This window comes from Streptomyces speibonae, from assembly GCF_984686075.1.
The window spans coordinates 7,011,695-7,026,735 of the sequence record NZ_OZ480260.1; the positions used below are offsets into that span (position 1 = coordinate 7,011,695).

A 15,041-nucleotide genomic window follows, 5' to 3' on the forward strand; every position below is an offset into this window, starting at 1 on the left:
TACAGCGGAGGCCGGGGAGTTCGCCGATCAGTCGGGCAGCGGGGTGAGCAGCATGCGCCCGGCGAGGCCCACCGCGGCGTCCAGACGTTCGGTCATCTCCTCGGCGACGTCCGGCAGTCCGCGCAGCGCCCACAGGGCGCGCCCCGCCGTCCACGCGGCGTCCCGGGCGCGCTCCAGGCTCCATGCGCCGAGCAGATGGGTCAGCGGGTCGGCGATCCGCAGCAGATCGGGGCCCGGTGTCAGGTCCTCGCGGATGCGTTCCTCCAGGGTGACCAGGAGGTCGCCCACCTGGTCGAACTCGTCTTCGAGGTCGGCGGGTGCGCAGGTCAGCGTACGACAGGTGTCCACGACGGCCAGCGCCAGATCGTGGCCGATGTGCGCGTTGATGCCCGCGAGCGCGAACTGCAGGGGACGTACACCGGGGTGGTGCCGGAATGCGAACAGCGGACGCCAGCAGGCCGGAGGCCGCCGTCCCCCGGCCACCGCGTCGACCGCCGCCAGATAGCGCTCCGCGAACCGCACATCCAGCGTGATCGCCGCCCGCGCGTCCGGGAACCGCCCGGCGTCGATGCGCCGGTCCACGGCCTCCGTCACCGCCAGGTAGACGCGGTTGAAGACCGCGACCCCGTCCCGCGCCGGCAAGGCCGCGTCGAGGGCGCGCAGACGGGAGACGACCCCGTCCACGGGAGTCAGGACTTGTTCGCCTTGCGCCATGAGCGCAGAGTGGCACCTTTAGGGTGGTTCGAGTGGCGGCGGGCCCGACGCTTCCCCGGAACGGGGGAACGCACCCGCCGTGGGGGAGGGGGAGCAGTACAGTGCCAGGCTCGCGTGCCCAGCGCCTGTCCACGCGAAGGGCGGAGCGGCGCCGTGCCGCCCGCCGCGGCGCGATGGTCGCGGCGGCGTCCGTCGTGGTCGCCGTCGGCACGGCGGCCGGGATGCTGTCGGCGGCCGGCGAGGGCCGCGGCCCGGACCGGGCCCGCCCCGAGGTCTCCTCGTCGCCGCGCCTCGAACCGCTGCCCGCCGTGCCGTCGCCCTCCCCGTCGGCGACGGCGTCCCCGTCGCCCAGGGCCAGTGCGAAGAAGAAGGCGAGTCCCACGCCGTCCCCGTCCCGCACCGAGCAGAAGCGGCAGACCACGCCCGTGTCCACCCGTCTGTACCGCCACCCCGAGAGCCGGGTCCTGGAGTGGGTGCGGGCCCACCGCGACGATCCGCGCCGCGCGGTCATAGAGTCGCGGATCGCCGCCCAGCCGGCGGCCGTCTGGTTCGCCGACTACACGCCGGCCACGATCACCGCCCGGGTGCGCGCCGTGACGTCCGGCGCGGCCGCCCAGGGCCGGACGCCGGTCCTCGTGCCGTACGCCGTCCCCGACCGCGACTGCGGCGGGCACTCCCAGGGCGGAGCACCCGACCTGGCCGCCTACGACGCCTGGATCGACCGCTTCGCCGCCGGGCTCGGCGACGGCGACGTCATCGTGATCCTGGAGCCCGACTCGATCGCCCAGGCCGAGTGCCTCTCCGCCGGCCGGCGCGCCGACCGCTTCGCCTCGCTGGCCCGCGCCGGACGGGTGCTGAAGAAGGCGAACCCCCGCGCCCGGGTCTACTTCGACGCCGGGCACTCCGGCTGGAACGCGCCCGGGAAACAGGCGGACCGGCTGCGGCAGGCCGGCGCCGCCTCGGCCGCCTCCTCCAACGGCATCTTCAGCAACGTCTCCAACTTCCACGGCACGGCCGACGAGATCGCCTACGACCGTGCCGTGCTCGACGCCCTCGGCGGACCGTCGGGCCTCGGCGCGGTGATCGACACCAGCCGCAACGGCAACGGCGCGCCGGCGGACGGCGAGTGGTGCGACCCGGCGGGCCGCAAGCTCGGCCGGACCCCGACGCTGAACACCGGCGAGGCCCGCATCCACGGCTATCTCTGGGTGAAGCTCCCCGGCGAGTCGGACGGCTGCGCGGGAGCGCCGGGCACCTTCACCCCGTCGTACGCCTACGACTTGGCGCGCTGAGTCTCCTCGGCGCCGTTCGTGTCGTAGGTGGAGGTGCCCTCGTCGAGCAGCGGCTGCTGCGTCTTGAGATGGGCGGGGGCGAAGGCGCGCAGCGCGTGGTAGCCGGTGATGACCACCACCGTGCCGAGCGCGATACCGCTGAGCGAGAAGGTGTCGGTGAACTCCATCGAGACATTCCCGACGCCGATGATGATGCCGGCGGCGGCCGGTACCAGGTTCAGCGGATTGCGCAGGTCCACCTTGGCGTTGATCCAGATCTGGGCGCCCAGCAGGCCGATCATGCCGTACAGGATGACGGTGATGCCGCCCAGCACCCCGCCCGGGATGGCCGCCACGACCGCGCCGAACTTCGGGCAGAGACCGAACAGCAGGGCGAACCCGGCGGCGGCCCAGTACGCGGCGGTGGAGTACACGCGGGTCGCGGCCATCACGCCGATGTTCTCCGAGTAGGTGGTGTTCGGCGGGCCGCCGACGGCGGTCGACAGCATGGAGCCGACACCGTCGGCGGAGATGGCCGTGCCGAGCTTGTCGTCGAGGTCGTCGCCGGTCATTTCGCCGACCGCCTTGACGTGTCCCGCGTTCTCGGCGATCAGCGCGATGACCACCGGCAGGGCGACCAGGATCGCCGACCACTCGAAGGACGGGCCGTGCAGGTCCGGCAGGCCGATCCAGTCGGCCCGGCCCACCCCGGACAGGTCCAGGCGCCAGTGGTCGGTGACCTCGCCGCTCGCGTCCGCCGCGTGGATCCGCCCGAAGATCCGGTCCAGCGCCCAGGACAGGGCGTACCCGAAGACCAGGCCGAGGAAGATCGCGATCCGGGACCAGAAGCCGCGCAGACAGACCACGGCCAGACCGGTGAACAGCATCACGAACAGGGCCGTCCACTGGTCCTGCGGCCAGTAGGTGGCGGCGGTCACCGGTGCCAGGTTGAATCCGATCAGCATGACCACCGCGCCGGTGACGACGGGCGGCATCGTGGCGTGGATGATCCGCGCGCCGAAGCGCCGCACGGCCAGACCCACCAGGAACAGCGCGGCCCCGACCACGAACACCGCGCCGGTGACGGTGGCGCTGGACCCGCCCTGTGCCCGGATCACGGCGGCGACGCCGACGAAGGACAGCGAGCAGCCCAGGTAGCTGGGCACCCGGCCGCGGGTGGCCAGCAGGAAGACGACGGTCGCGACGCCCGACATCATGATCGCGAGGTTGGGGTCCAGACCCATGAGCACCGGGGCGACGAACGACGCCCCGAACATCGCCACGACGTGCTGGGCACCGAGGCCCGCCGTGCGGGGCCAGGAGAGCCGTTCGTCGGGGCGGACCACCGCGCCGGGGGCCGGGGTGCGTCCGTCGCCGTGCAGTGTCCAGCGGACGCCGAGATCCATGGGCTGTCGCTTTCGTCGTTTGGTGCAGCGTGTCCGGACCATTGTGCGGCCCGAGCAGGAGTGCTTCGTACGGACGAGCGGGTGGGCGGGGGTGGCTGAGCGGTTGCTTAGGATGGGCGGTGCCGTCTTTCGTTGTAGGTGGCACTCAGTCCGTACGTCCTTGGAGTCCCGCCCGTGACCGTCGAAGCACCGCCCGCCCCCGCCCTGCACCATGGGCGGCTGATCCCCGTGACCGTCCACTTCGACGACCTCGACGCGCTGGGGCTGCTGCACAACGCCCGCTACCCCCTGCTGGTCGAGCGCGCCTGGACCGAGCTGTGGCACGACAACGGCGTCCGCTTCGAGGGCGACTGGGCCGCGGCCGGTGACGCCTGCAACGCGGTCAAGGAGCTGCGCCTCACCTACGAGGCCCCGGTAACCCGGCCCGGCACCTACGCCGTTCACCTGTGGCTCGACCGGCTGGGCACCACCGGACTCACCTACGGCTTCCGTTTCTGCTCGGCGGACGGGGCGGTGACCTACGCCCGGGGCAGCCGGGTGCTGGTGAGGCTGGACGCCGGGACGCTGCGCCCGGCGCCCTGGAGCGAGCCGTTCAGGGACGCGGCTCGGGCACTGCTGCGTCCGGACGCGTGACCTTCGTGCGGTCCCCAGCGCGCAGCACGCCCGCCAGGCCCGCGATACCGCAGGACAACACGGTCACCAGCACGAACGACACCATCAGACTGGTCGCCTGCGCCAGCAGTCCGATCGCGCTGGGCGCGATCAGTCCCGAGGTGTAGGTGATGGTCGCGACGCCCGCGATGGCCAGGCTCGGGTTGGCGCCGCTGCGGCCGGCGGCGGCGAAGCACAGCGGGACGACCACGGCGATGCCCAGCCCCATCAGCGCGAACCCGCCCATCGCCGCCGCCGGGTGCTCGGCGAACACGATCAGCAGCCCGCCGAGAACGGCCACCACACCGCTCGCGCGGACCGTGCGCACGGCGCCGTAGCGGTCCACCACACGGTCGCCGGCGATCCGGGCGACGGCCATGGTGAGCGTGAAGCCCGTCGTGCAGGCCGCCGCCAGACCGGCCGAGGTCTCCAACTGGTCGCGCAGATAGACCGCCGACCAGTCCAGGCTCGCGCCTTCGGCGAACACCGCGCAGAACCCGATCGCGCCGATGAGCAGGGCGGAACGAGGCGGCAGGGCGAACCTCGGCGGCGGCTCCTCGTCCTCGGCCGGCTGCAGATCGAGCACCCAGGCACAGGCGATGACGCCCGATGCCGTCAGCACGGCGGCGGCCAGCGCGTGGTGCAGCCGGGCGTCGGCGCCCAGGTGGGCGGCGAGCGTGCCGGCCGCCGAACCGGTCAGCGCGCCGGCGCTCCACATGCCGTGCAGACCCGACATGATCGACTTGTCGAGACGGGTCTCCACCTCCACGCCCAGCGCGTTCATCGCCACGTCCGACATGCCCGCCGTCGCGCCGTAGACGAACAGGGCCAGACAGAGGGTCAGCATGCCGGGCGCGGCCGACGGCAGGATCAGCGCGAGCGTCCACAACGCGGTCAGGCCGCGCAGCGCGGTGCGGGTACCGAAGCGGTGGCTGATGCTCCCCGCCAGCGGCATCGCCACGGACGCGCCGAGCGCCGGGAAGGCGAGGGCGAGGCCCAGCTGGCCCGCGCTCACCCCGGCGTGGTCCTGGATCCAGGGGACCCGGGTGGCGAACGAGCCGGTGACGGCGCCGTGCACGGCGAACACCGCGGCCACGGCGTACCGGGCCCGCCTCACCTCGCGCTGTGCGTGCACCACTGGCCCCATCGATCCGTCCCTCCCCTTGGCCCGTTCCCGTCCGCGGGCGTAAACTATCAGGAACCCTGCCTGAAAGATAAGGGGTCCGTGTCACGACCGGTCCCGCCGATCTGGAAGGATCCCGGCATGGCCGCATCCCCGAGCACCGCCAGAGCCATCAACGACCGGCTCGCGCTGCGTCTGCTCCAGCAGGAAGGCCCGCTGACCGCGGGGCAGTTGAAGCAGCTGACCGGTCTGTCCCGGCCCACCGTCGCCGACCTCGTCGAACGGCTCACCGCGGCCGGGCTCATCGCGGTCGTCGGAGAGGCGGGGGAGCAGCGCCGCGGGCCCAACGCCAAGCTGTACGGCATCGTGGCGGGCCGTGCGCACCTCGCCGCGCTGGACGTCCGTACCGAGGGCGTGGCCGTGATCGTGTCCGACCTCGTCGGCGAGGTGCTCGCCGAGGCGTCGCTGCCCATCACCGGGGACACGGGGACCGGGCCGGCCGTGGAACAGGCGGTGGCGCTGGTCGAGCGGACGGCGAAGGAGGCGGGCGCCGACCGGCTGCACACCGTGGGGATCGGGGCGCCGGGGCTGATCGACCCCGCGAGCGGCGAGCTGCGCGACTCCACCCAGCTGCCCGAGTGGCATCGGCGCCTGGTCGCCGCGCTTCAGGAACGGCTGCCGGAGGCCCGCGTCAGCGTGGAGAACGAGACGAACCTCGCCGCGCTGGCCGAGCAGCGCGACGGGGCCGCGCGCGACCGGGACACGTTCGTGCTGCTGTGGCTGGGGCACGGGACGGGTGCGGCCGTCGTTCTCGACGGCGCCCTGCGGCGGGGGGCCTCCGGCGGTACGGGTGAGATCGGCTTCCTTCCCGTGCCGGGCACCAGGGAGCTGCCCTCGGCCACCGACTGCGCGGGCGGCTTCCACTCCCTGGTGGGCGCGGCGGCGGTCGCGGAACTGGCGGCGGAGTACGGCATCGACGCGGAGCCCGGGGTCGAGCCGGTGGCGGCGGGGGCGGTGCGGAGGGCGGTGTCGGCCGGGCGTGATTCCGCCGGCGCGCGCTTCCTCGACACCCTGGCCGACCGGGTCGCGGTGGGCGTCGCGTCGGTCGTGGCGCTGCTGGACCCCGGGCACGTGGTCCTGGGCGGTGAGGTCGGACAGGCCGGCGGGGAGGCGCTGGCCGCGCGGGTACGGGACCGGCTGGCCGGCCTCTCACCCCTGCCCACGGAGGTCCACCCCAGCGCCCTGGGCGGCGCCGCGGTCCTCCGCGGAGCCCTCCTCACGGCCCGCGAGCGCGCCCAGAACGACCTCTTCGGCACCTCTGACCACTGACGGCGCCCACGGTGGGTGGGTGGTGCGGGGCCGCGCCGGGGGTGTACGTCCTCGGACTGGCGCGACTGGGCTTGCTGGTGGGGGTGGGCGGTGCGGACGCGCCAGCCACTGCGGGCGCACACCCCCGCCCCGTCCCCTCCCGCCATCGGCGCCTGCCGCGCGCTGCGGGCTGCGCGCCGCGGGCCGCCGCTCCCCGTGATCCGCGCCGTCCGCGCGAGCCCCGCGATCCGCGGGCAGTCGTGCCTCCCCCAGAGCCTGAAGGGCCTGGGAGGCACCCCCATGGGCGATGGGGGTACCTCCCGCTCATGGGGGTACCTCCCGCTCGAGCGAAGCCGAGAGTGGGGGAGGAGCCGAGAGTGGGGGAGGCACCCCGCTGGCGCCGGGCTGCGCGAACACCCCCGGCCAGCACCGACGCAGGGCACCTGCAGAGCGCCGGCTAGTGCAACAACCCCCGGCCAACACCAACGCCCGCTGCACAGGGCACCCACCCCCACCGGCGTACGGCGCCTAACGGAACCGCGTGGCGAGGTACTCGTCGAACGTGCGCTTCCCCACCGCCCGCTCCGGCGCCAGATGACCCCCCGCCCGGAACCCCTCGTACGCCGCCCCCCGCAGCGGCACCTTCACCACCGCCCGCCGCCGCCCCGCCGCCTTCAGATACGCCCGCGCCAGCGACTCGAACGTCCGCACCTCCGGCCCGCCCATGTCGTCGACCCGCCCCGCCGGCTCGCCCTCCGCCAGCTCCGCCAGCCGCTCCGCGACCTCCGTGACGTCGATCGGCTGGTCCTTCACCCGGGCCGGCAACAGGATCACCGGCAGCTTCGCCATCCCCTGCAGCACCGTCAGGACCAGGTCGTGGAACTGCGTCGTCCGCAGCACCGTCCAGCCGATCCCGGAGCCCTCGATCAGCCGCTCCACCGCCAGCTTGGACTTGTAGTAGCCGAACGGCACCCGGTCCACGCCGACGATCGAGATGTACACCAAATGCCCCACCCCGGCCCGCCGCGCCGCCTCGATCAGGTTCCGCGAGGCCTTCTCGTCGCCCCCGCGCGGTGAGGTCGCGCAGTGCACGATCGTGTCCACGCCCGTGACGGCGGCGTCCAGGGCGCTCCCGCCCTCGCGCAGATCGACGGCGTACGGCCGCGCGTGCCGGCTGAGAACCCGCACCTCGTGCCCGTCCGCGCGTAGCCGCTCGACGACATGCCTGCCGAGCGTTCCGGTACCGCCGGTCACCAGGATCGTGGTCATGCTGATTCAGCCCTTCCGGACACCGGCGCCCCCGGACGGAGCGCCCCGCATCGGCCAGGACGGACCGGCCCGCGCCGGATGTGACATCGGTGCCGGACCCGTCGAAGTCCAGCTTCGCCGGGTCCGGCACCGTGCGCATCCCCACCTGGTGAGGCCCGGCGGCGGGCAAGGGCCGTCGTCACCGCCGCCGGGCCGGTCCACGGGAGGTCAGCAGGCTCCCTGGTCCCGCCACACCCCCCACTCGCCGGTGGTGCCGGGCTCCTCGCCCTGCGTCCACCACTGCGCCCGCCAGACGCGTCCCCCGTGGGAGACCACGCTTCCTCCGCCGTAGGCGGTCGAGGCGTTCCACGCCGGGTCCGTGCAGTCGCCGGGCTCACCCGGGTCCGTCGGCGTCGTGCCGCCCGGCTCGACCACGGTCGTCCCGCGTGCGAGGTCGCCGGCGAGGGCGTACGTCGTGCCGGAGACCGTCACCGTCCAGTTCGACGGGGTCGACACGGGCAGGTAGTAGTTGAACGACAGGTCGACCGTCGCGCCCGGCGCCAGCGACTGCCACGCCGGCAGCTTCAGCGACACCCGGTGGAAGTCGCCCCGCAGACCGCCCACGTTGTCGCCGGTGTGGTCGCTGCTGATCACCTCGGTGCCGAAGCCGGACTGGTCGGAGGCGTTCCCCGGGGCCGAGGTCGCGTAGTCGAACTGGAACTCCGTGCCGCCCGGCAGCGTCGTCTGCGTGTTGTTCGTGATGCGCAGCTTGGGCGTGATCGGGTAGTTGGAGTCGCCCAGCTTGAAGTCCGTGAACCGCACGTCCACGTTCACGGCCTCGGCCGGCAGGTCAGCGCCGGACTTCTTCGCGCCGTACGGCGTCGCCGTCCGGAACGTGTCGTACATCAGCGAGGTGAGTGTGTCGCCCTGCTCGTACTGGCCCTTCGCGTCGTTCCAGCCGTAGTCGCCGGCCAGCTCCCAGACCATCGTGCCGCCGATGCCGCGGTCCACGACGTAGTCGGCCTTGGCCGCGACGGACTGCTCGTCCTCGGTGGAGAGGAACACCTTCTTCTCGGCGTTCCACAGCCAGGGCGCGACCAGCGTCGAGTCGTACTTGCGGGCGTAGGTCCCGGTCAGCTCGGTGCCGGCGGGGAAGCCGTAGTCGGTGACGTAGTCGCCGACGATCCCCTTCTCGAGGTTCTTGGCGTGCCACATCGGGTTGGAGCCCGCCGGGGACTCCTTGCCCTCGGTGTCGAGGTCGTGCCAGAGGTTGTCGATGCCGACGGCGCCGTCACCGCACTTGGTCAGGCCGGAGCCCGCCGGGCAGGAGGACGCGGTGGCCCTGCCCCACAGACCGTCGGTGCCGCCCTGCACGTTCTTGTGCCCGCGCGTGTAGTACGGCAGGCCGATGTTGATGCGGCCGGCCGGCATCGAGCCGCGGAAGTAGTGGTAGGCCCAGTCGGTGTTGAGGTAGCCGATGCCGCCGTACTGGGCGCTGCCGTAGACGTTCGCGGCGGCCAGCTCGGCGTCCTTGCCGTCGTCGAAGAGCGACGCGTTGGGGCCGACGTACTCGTTCCAGGCGCCGTGCAGGTCGTACGACATGATGTTGACGTAGTCCAGGTACTTCTGGACCTGGAAGGTCTCCATGCCGCGCAGCAGATAGCCGGACGAGGGCGCCGCCACCGTGAGCAGGTAGTGCCGGCCGTCGGCCGCGCCCGCGCGGTCCAGCTTCTCGCGCAGCGTCTTCATCAGCACCGCGTAGCCCTCGACCAGCCCGGCCCGGCGGGGGTTGGCGAGGGACCAGTCGAGCGGGTTGCCCGCGTCCTTCATCGTCGTCGGGTACTCGTAGTCGATGTCGACGCCGTTGAAGCCGTACGTGCGGATGAATGCGACCGCCGAGTCGGCGAAGGTGTCGATGCCGGCGTGGTTGACCGAGCCGTCGGCGTTGGTGGCCATCGAGTAGAAGCCGCCGGAGTTCACACGGTTGCCGGCGTCGTCGAAGTAGCCGCCGGTCTCGGCCCAACCGCCCACCGAGATCAGCGTCTTGACGTCGGGATGCTGCTTCTTGAACTTGGTGAGCAGATTGAAGTGGCCCTGGTAGGGGAGCTGCGGATCCATCTCCGCGCCGTCCACGCCCGGCCAGGTCATGCCCGTCGCCGGGTTGGTGGCGCCGTCCGTGCCGACGGAGATCTTGTTGCTCTTGTCGATGTGCGCGAAGGCGTAGTTGATGTGGGTGATCTTGTCCCACGGGATGTCCGACGCGAGGTAGGCGGGCTTTCCGTCCTTGCCGGTGCGCCAGCCGGTGAAGTAGCCGATCACCCGGCGCTGGTGGTCGGCGCCCATCTTCTCGCGTCCGTCCGAGTCGTAGACCGAGCAGTAGGGGACGTCGGCGCCGGGGGTGCTGTAGAGGCCGTCGGGGCGGCAGGACTCCTGGTCGGCTGCGGGTGCGGCTACGGGTGCGGCGGTGGCGGGCAGGGCCGTGAGCAGCAGGCCCGCGAGGGCGGCGGCGGAGGCGAGCAGCGCGGGTCTCGCTCCGGGGCGTGAGGGGGACGACACAGTGGGTTCCTCTCCACGGAAGTTGGCTCGGACCCTAAAAGGACTAGACCAGAGCGTCAATAGGTATGGACCAATTTCGGGGTGGGTTCAAGAGGTGGCGATGGAGGGGGAGTTGTGGGGCGGGCGACACTCGGGTGCGCACGTGTCACCCGCTGTGAGGCACTCCACAGCCCTCGCCCGCATGGGTGACGGCCGGGCGTGGCAGACTGGCCCTGTACCAGAAGCAGCGCACTCCGGGGTCGGTGAAAGTCCGAACCGGCGGTTACAGTCCGCGACCCGGTCGCCTCCAGCGACCGGTTGACCAGGTGAAATTCCTGGACCGACGGTGAAAGTCCGGATGGGAGGCAGTGCGCGGCGGGCGGGCATCCATGCACGCCGCCGTACCGGTTCGCCGTCGGGCGAGCCCTGTCCGGCGTCGTCCCCGGATCCTCGCTCGCAGTCCCTGTCGTCATCGGCAGGCCCCGGAGTCCGTGCCCGAAGAGGCAGGAGGACCCGGGAAGTGTTCACCGGAATCGTCGAAGAGCTGGGCGAGATCACCGCCGTCGAGACCCTCGGCGACGCCTGTCGGTTCCGGCTGCGCGGTCCCCTCGTCACCCAGGGCGCACAGCACGGGGACTCCATCGCCGTCAACGGCGTCTGCCTCACCGTCGTCGAGCACGAGGGCGACGAGTTCACCGCCGACGTGATGGCGGAGACCCTGAACCGCTCGAGCCTCGGCGCCCTCACCGTCGGTTCCCTCGTCAACCTCGAACGCCCCATGGCGGTGGGCGGGCGTCTGGGCGGCCACATCGTGCAGGGGCACGTCGACGGCACGGGTGAGATCCTCGAGCGCAAGCCGTCGGAGCACTGGGAGCTGGTGAAGATCTCGCTCCCCGCGGATCTCTCCCGCTACGTCGTGGAGAAGGGCTCCATCACCGTCGACGGCATCAGCCTCACCGTCGTCGACGCGGGGCCCGACTTCTTCACCGTCAGCCTCATCCCCACCACTCTCGCCCTGACCACGCTCGGCGTGAAACAGCCCGGCGACCCGGTCAACCTCGAGGTGGACGTCATCGCCAAGTACGTCGAGCGGATGCTCGGCGACCGCGCCCTCGGCGAGGGGGCGGGCCGGTGAACTGGCTCAACTCCGAGGCGTTCACCGTCCTCGACCAGCACATCAAATGGTCGGACATGATCGGCAACGTCATCGGCCTGCTCGCCCTCGCCCTGGGCTGGCGCCGCTCCCTGTGGACCTGGCCCGCCCAGTTCGTCTCCGGACTGATCCTGTTCGCCGCCTTCGCCACCGCCCACCTCTCGGGCAGCGCGGGCAAGCAGGTCGTCGTCATGCTGGTCGCCGCCTGGGGCTTCGCGCAGTGGAACCGCGGCCGGCAGCAGGCGCGGGACGGCGCCGTCTCCGTACGGTTCGCGACAAACCCCGAACGAGCCCTGCTGGCCGGAGCGGCGGCCGTCGGCACCCTCGCCGTCGGCGGCCTGTTCACCCTCTACCCGTCCCTGTCCTGGGACCCCTGGCCGGACGCCTACATCTTCGTCGGCACGATCGTCGCCATGTACGCCCAGGCCCGCGGCATGGTCGAGTTCTGGTTCGCCTGGCTGCTCGTCGACCTCGTCGGCGTCCCCCTGAACTTCGCCAACGGATTCGCCTTCTCCGGCTTCGTCTACATCGTCTACGGCGCACTGGTCCTGTGGGGCCTGCGCGACTGGTGGCTGCGCTCCCGCGACGCGCGGCCCGCCCTGGAAGGAGCGCCGGCATGACCGCGGCACCCATGCTGTACGACACCGAGGACCTCGCCCTGCGGCTCGACCCCGTCGAGCAGGCCGTCGCCGACATCGCGGCCGGCCGGCCCGTCGTGGTCGTCGACGACGAGGACCGCGAGAACGAGGGCGACCTCGTCATCGCCGCCGAGATGGCGACCGAGGAGATCGTCGCGTTCATGATGAGCGAGTGCCGCGGCCTGATCTGCGCCCCCATGGAGGGCGACGAACTGGACCGGCTGCACCTCCCGCAGATGGTGGACGACAACACCGAGTCGATGAAGACCGCCTTCACCGTCTCCGTCGACGCCTCCGCCGCCCACGGAGTGAGCACCGGCATCTCCGCCGCCGACCGCGCCACCACGCTTCGGCTGCTCGCGGGCGGCACCGCCGGACCCACCGACTTCGTCCGCCCCGGCCACGTCTTCCCGCTGCGCGCCCGGCCCGGCGGTGTGCTCGTGCGCAACGGCCACACCGAGGCCGCCGTCGACCTCGCCCGCCTCGCCGGACTCCGGCCGGCCGGCGCCATCGTCGAGATCGCCGGTGAGGACGGCCGCATGCTGCGGCTGCCGGAACTCGTGCCCTTCGCCCGCAAGCACGGCCTGACGATCATCTCCATCGAGGACCTGATCGCCTACCGCCGGTCCGCCGAGCCCACCGTCCGCCGCGAGGCCGAGGTCCGGCTGCCCACCTCCCACGGCACCTTCACGGCGTACGGCTACCGCTCCACCGTCGACGGCGTCGAGCACGTCGCCCTCGTCCACGGCGACCTCGGTTCCGGCGAGGACGTCCTGGTCCGCGTCCACTCGGAATGCCTCACCGGCGACGTCTTCGGCTCGCAGCGCTGCGACTGCGGTCCCCAGCTGGACGCCTCCCTCGACCGCATCCAGGCCGAGGGCCGGGGCGTGGTCGTCTACCTGCGCGGACACGAGGGGCGCGGCATCGGCCTGATGTCCAAGCTGCGCGCCTACGAACTCCAGGAGCGCGGCCGGGACACCCTGGACGCCAACCTGGAGCTCGGCCTGCCCGCCGACGCCCGCGACTACGGCGCGGGCGCGCAGATCCTCGCCGACCTCGGGGTCCGCAGCGTCCGCCTGCTGACCAACAACCCCGACAAGTCCGAGGCTCTCGTCCGGCACGGCATCGCGGTCACCCGGCGCGAGCCGATGCCCGTCACCACGAGCGAGCACAACCTCCGGTACCTGCGCACCAAGCGCGACCGGATGGGCCACGACCTGCCCTGGCTGGACACGCCGACCGTGCCCGCCTGCGGCAACCAGTAAGAGAACACCGAGGAGAGACGTGAGCGGCAAGGGTGCACCGGAACTGTCCGTACGCAACGTGGGGGACCTGCGGGTCGCCGTCGTCGCGGCACAGTGGCACGAGAAGGTGATGGACGGACTGGTGGACGGCGCCCTGCGCGCCCTGCACGACCTCGGCATCGACGAGCCGACCCTGCTCCGGGTTCCCGGCAGCTGGGAACTCCCCGTCGTCGCCAAGGTCCTGGCCGGCCGCGGCTACGACGCGGTCGTCGCCCTCGGCGTCGTCATCCGGGGCGGCACACCCCACTTCGACTACGTGTGCCAGGGCGTCACCCAGGGCCTCACCCAGGTGTCGGTCGACACCGGGGTGCCCGTCGGGTTCGGCCTGCTCACCTGTGACAACGAGGAGCAGGCTCTGGACCGGGCCGGGCTGCCCGGCTCCAGCGAGGACAAGGGACACGAGGCGGTCACCGCCGCCGTGGCGACCGCGGCCACACTGCGTTCGGTATCCGAACCCTGGCGGTGAGCAGTCCCCGTCACCGCGTAGGGTAAGGACCACCATGTCCAAGAAGACGTTCGAGGAGCTCTTCACCGAGCTCCAGCACAAGGCCGCCCACGGCGACCCCGCCACCTCCCGCACCGCCGAACTGGTCGACAAGGGCGTCCACGCCATCGGCAAGAAGGTCGTCGAGGAGGCCGCCGAGGTCTGGATGGCCGCCGAGTACGAGGGCAAGGAAGCAGCCGCCGAGGAGATCTCGCAGCTGCTGTACCACGTCCAGGTGATGATGGTCGCCCGCGGCATCTCCCTCGACGACGTCTACGCCCACCTGTAGCCCGACGCCCCCGACACACCCCTCCCGCACGAAACACGAAGGAAGCCGACCTCATGCTGCGCATCGCCGTCCCCAACAAGGGTTCCCTGTCAGGCCCCGCGGGGGAGATGCTGCATGAGGCCGGCTACCAGCAGCGCCGCGAGTCCAAGGAACTGCGGATCGTCGACCCGGCCAACGAGGTGGAGTTCTTCTACCTCCGCCCCCGCGACATCGCGATCTACGTCTCCTCCGGCAAGCTGGACATCGGCATCACCGGACGCGACCTGCTCGTCGACTCCGGCGCCGATGCCGAGGAGATCCTCCCGCTCGGCTTCGCCCGCTCCACCTTCCGCTTCGCCACCAAGCCCGGCACGGCGAACGGCGTGACCGACCTCACCGGCAGGACGGTCGCCACCTCCTACGAGGGGATCGTCGCGGCGCACCTCGCCGACCAGGGCATCGACGCCTCCGTCGTCCACCTCGACGGCGCCGTCGAGACCGCCATCGAACTGGGTGTCGCCGAGGTCATCGCCGACGTCGTCGAGACCGGCACGTCCCTGCGCAACGCGGGCCTCGAGGTCTTCGGCGAGCCGATCATGAAGTCCGAGGCGGTCGTCATCCGCCGCACCGGTGCCTCCTCCGACGCCGACCCGGCCGTCGAGACCAAGGTGCAGCAGTTCCTGCGCCGCCTCCAGGGCGTCCTGGTCGCCCGGACGTACGTGATGATGGACTACGACTGCCGCGTCGAGCAGCTGGAGAAGGCCGTCGCCCTCACCCCCGGCCTGGAGTCCCCGACCATCTCCCCGCTGCACAACGAGGGCTGGGTCGCCGTCCGCTCGATGGTCCCGTCCAGGGACGCCCAGCGGATCATGGACGACCTGTACGACATCGGCGCGCGCGCCATCCTCACCACGGCCATCCACGCCTGCCGCCTCTGA

At 72.1% G+C, this 15,041-nt stretch carries 14 protein-coding genes and 1 riboswitch; of the genes, 9 read left to right on the forward strand and 5 right to left on the reverse strand.

Going from position 1 to position 15,041, the window contains the following annotated elements; translation table 11 throughout:
* Positions 1–27: 27 nt before the first annotated feature.
* Positions 28–714, reverse strand: coding sequence for a DUF5995 family protein (locus AC5L3C_RS31640; protein WP_493652489.1), 687 nt, complete (start codon positions 712–714; stop codon positions 28–30).
* Positions 715–887: 173 nt separating this feature from the next.
* On the opposite strand from AC5L3C_RS31640, the gene AC5L3C_RS31645 reads away from it, so the two are divergent.
* Positions 888–2,006, forward strand: coding sequence for a glycoside hydrolase family 6 protein (locus tag AC5L3C_RS31645; RefSeq protein ID WP_493654106.1), 1,119 nt, complete (start codon positions 888–890; stop codon positions 2,004–2,006).
* Here AC5L3C_RS31645 and AC5L3C_RS31650 read toward each other — a convergent pair.
* Positions 1,988–3,391: a uracil-xanthine permease family protein gene (locus AC5L3C_RS31650; protein ID WP_493652491.1), complete on the reverse strand. Its 1,404-nt coding sequence runs from the start codon at positions 3,389–3,391 to the stop codon at positions 1,988–1,990. The two genes, AC5L3C_RS31645 and AC5L3C_RS31650, sit on opposite strands and share 19 nt — an antisense overlap.
* Positions 3,392–3,565: 174 nt before the next feature.
* Between AC5L3C_RS31650 and AC5L3C_RS31655 the strand changes: the two genes are divergently transcribed.
* Positions 3,566–4,024, forward strand: coding sequence for an acyl-CoA thioesterase (locus AC5L3C_RS31655; RefSeq protein WP_493652492.1), 459 nt, complete (start codon positions 3,566–3,568; stop codon positions 4,022–4,024).
* Here AC5L3C_RS31655 and AC5L3C_RS31660 read toward each other — a convergent pair.
* Positions 3,984–5,189, reverse strand: a complete 1,206-nt coding sequence (locus AC5L3C_RS31660; protein ID WP_493652494.1) for an MFS transporter — start codon at positions 5,187–5,189, stop codon at positions 3,984–3,986. The genes AC5L3C_RS31655 and AC5L3C_RS31660 overlap by 41 nt on opposite strands.
* A 117-nt stretch (positions 5,190–5,306) precedes the next feature.
* On the opposite strand from AC5L3C_RS31660, the gene AC5L3C_RS31665 reads away from it, so the two are divergent.
* On the forward strand, positions 5,307–6,494 hold the full coding sequence (locus tag AC5L3C_RS31665; RefSeq protein ID WP_493652496.1) for an ROK family transcriptional regulator: 1,188 nt from the start codon (positions 5,307–5,309) through the stop codon (positions 6,492–6,494).
* A gap of 507 nt (positions 6,495–7,001) precedes the next feature.
* On the opposite strand, the gene AC5L3C_RS31670 is transcribed toward AC5L3C_RS31665, so the two are convergent.
* Both AC5L3C_RS31670 and AC5L3C_RS31675 read right to left on the reverse strand, forming a co-directional pair.
* Positions 7,002–7,742 carry an SDR family oxidoreductase gene (locus AC5L3C_RS31670; protein ID WP_493652498.1) on the reverse strand — a complete coding sequence of 247 codons (741 nt, stop codon included), beginning with the start codon at positions 7,740–7,742 and terminating at the stop codon, positions 7,002–7,004.
* A gap of 207 nt (positions 7,743–7,949) precedes the next feature.
* Positions 7,950–10,277, reverse strand: a complete 2,328-nt coding sequence (locus AC5L3C_RS31675) for a chitinase C-terminal domain-containing protein (protein ID WP_493652499.1) — start codon at positions 10,275–10,277, stop codon at positions 7,950–7,952.
* 224 nt (positions 10,278–10,501) lie between these two features.
* Positions 10,502–10,632, forward strand: a riboswitch (FMN riboswitch).
* A gap of 144 nt (positions 10,633–10,776) precedes the next feature.
* On the opposite strand from AC5L3C_RS31675, the gene AC5L3C_RS31680 reads away from it, so the two are divergent.
* The 6 genes from AC5L3C_RS31680 to hisG are packed head-to-tail and all read left to right on the forward strand — an operon-like array spanning position 10,777 to position 15,041.
* A complete protein-coding gene (locus AC5L3C_RS31680) occupies positions 10,777–11,391 on the forward strand; it encodes a riboflavin synthase (RefSeq protein ID WP_493652500.1) in 615 nt (204 codons plus the stop codon).
* The gene (locus AC5L3C_RS31685) at positions 11,388–12,029 is read left to right on the forward strand and encodes a nicotinamide mononucleotide transporter family protein (protein WP_125508256.1); all 642 of its coding nucleotides are present in this window, start codon (positions 11,388–11,390) and stop codon (positions 12,027–12,029) included. Before AC5L3C_RS31680 ends, AC5L3C_RS31685 begins: the two co-directional genes overlap by 4 nt.
* The gene (locus AC5L3C_RS31690; protein WP_493652503.1) at positions 12,026–13,312 is read left to right on the forward strand and encodes a bifunctional 3,4-dihydroxy-2-butanone-4-phosphate synthase/GTP cyclohydrolase II; all 1,287 of its coding nucleotides are present in this window, start codon (positions 12,026–12,028) and stop codon (positions 13,310–13,312) included. Before AC5L3C_RS31685 ends, AC5L3C_RS31690 begins: the two co-directional genes overlap by 4 nt.
* 19 nt (positions 13,313–13,331) lie before the next feature.
* Positions 13,332–13,817 (forward strand): 6,7-dimethyl-8-ribityllumazine synthase, encoded by a 486-nt coding sequence (gene ribH, locus AC5L3C_RS31695; protein ID WP_125508260.1) that lies wholly within the window; start codon positions 13,332–13,334, stop codon positions 13,815–13,817.
* Between the two features lie 34 nt (positions 13,818–13,851).
* On the forward strand, positions 13,852–14,124 hold the full coding sequence (locus AC5L3C_RS31700) for a phosphoribosyl-ATP diphosphatase (RefSeq protein WP_004990764.1): 273 nt from the start codon (positions 13,852–13,854) through the stop codon (positions 14,122–14,124).
* A gap of 53 nt (positions 14,125–14,177) precedes the next feature.
* Entirely contained in the window at positions 14,178–15,041 is an 864-nt protein-coding gene (gene hisG / locus AC5L3C_RS31705; RefSeq protein ID WP_125508261.1) for an ATP phosphoribosyltransferase, read from the forward strand.

Bases quoted from the DNA above. Each gene is read 5' to 3' on its own strand.
- AC5L3C_RS31640 (WP_493652489.1), bottom strand. From the start codon at position 714: ATGGCGCAAGGCGAACAAGTCCTGACTCCCGTGGACGGGGTCGTCTCC.
- AC5L3C_RS31645 (WP_493654106.1), top strand. From the start codon at position 888: ATGGTCGCGGCGGCGTCCGTCGTGGTCGCCGTCGGCACGGCGGCCGGG.
- AC5L3C_RS31650 (WP_493652491.1), bottom strand. From the start codon at position 3,391: ATGGATCTCGGCGTCCGCTGGACACTGCACGGCGACGGACGCACCCCG.
- AC5L3C_RS31660 (WP_493652494.1), bottom strand. From the start codon at position 5,189: ATGGGGCCAGTGGTGCACGCACAGCGCGAGGTGAGGCGGGCCCGGTAC.
- AC5L3C_RS31665 (WP_493652496.1), top strand. From the start codon at position 5,307: ATGGCCGCATCCCCGAGCACCGCCAGAGCCATCAACGACCGGCTCGCG.
- AC5L3C_RS31670 (WP_493652498.1), bottom strand. From the start codon at position 7,742: ATGACCACGATCCTGGTGACCGGCGGTACCGGAACGCTCGGCAGGCAT.
- AC5L3C_RS31690 (WP_493652503.1), top strand. From the start codon at position 12,026: ATGACCGCGGCACCCATGCTGTACGACACCGAGGACCTCGCCCTGCGG.
- AC5L3C_RS31700 (WP_004990764.1), top strand. From the start codon at position 13,852: ATGTCCAAGAAGACGTTCGAGGAGCTCTTCACCGAGCTCCAGCACAAG.
- hisG (WP_125508261.1), top strand. From the start codon at position 14,178: ATGCTGCGCATCGCCGTCCCCAACAAGGGTTCCCTGTCAGGCCCCGCG.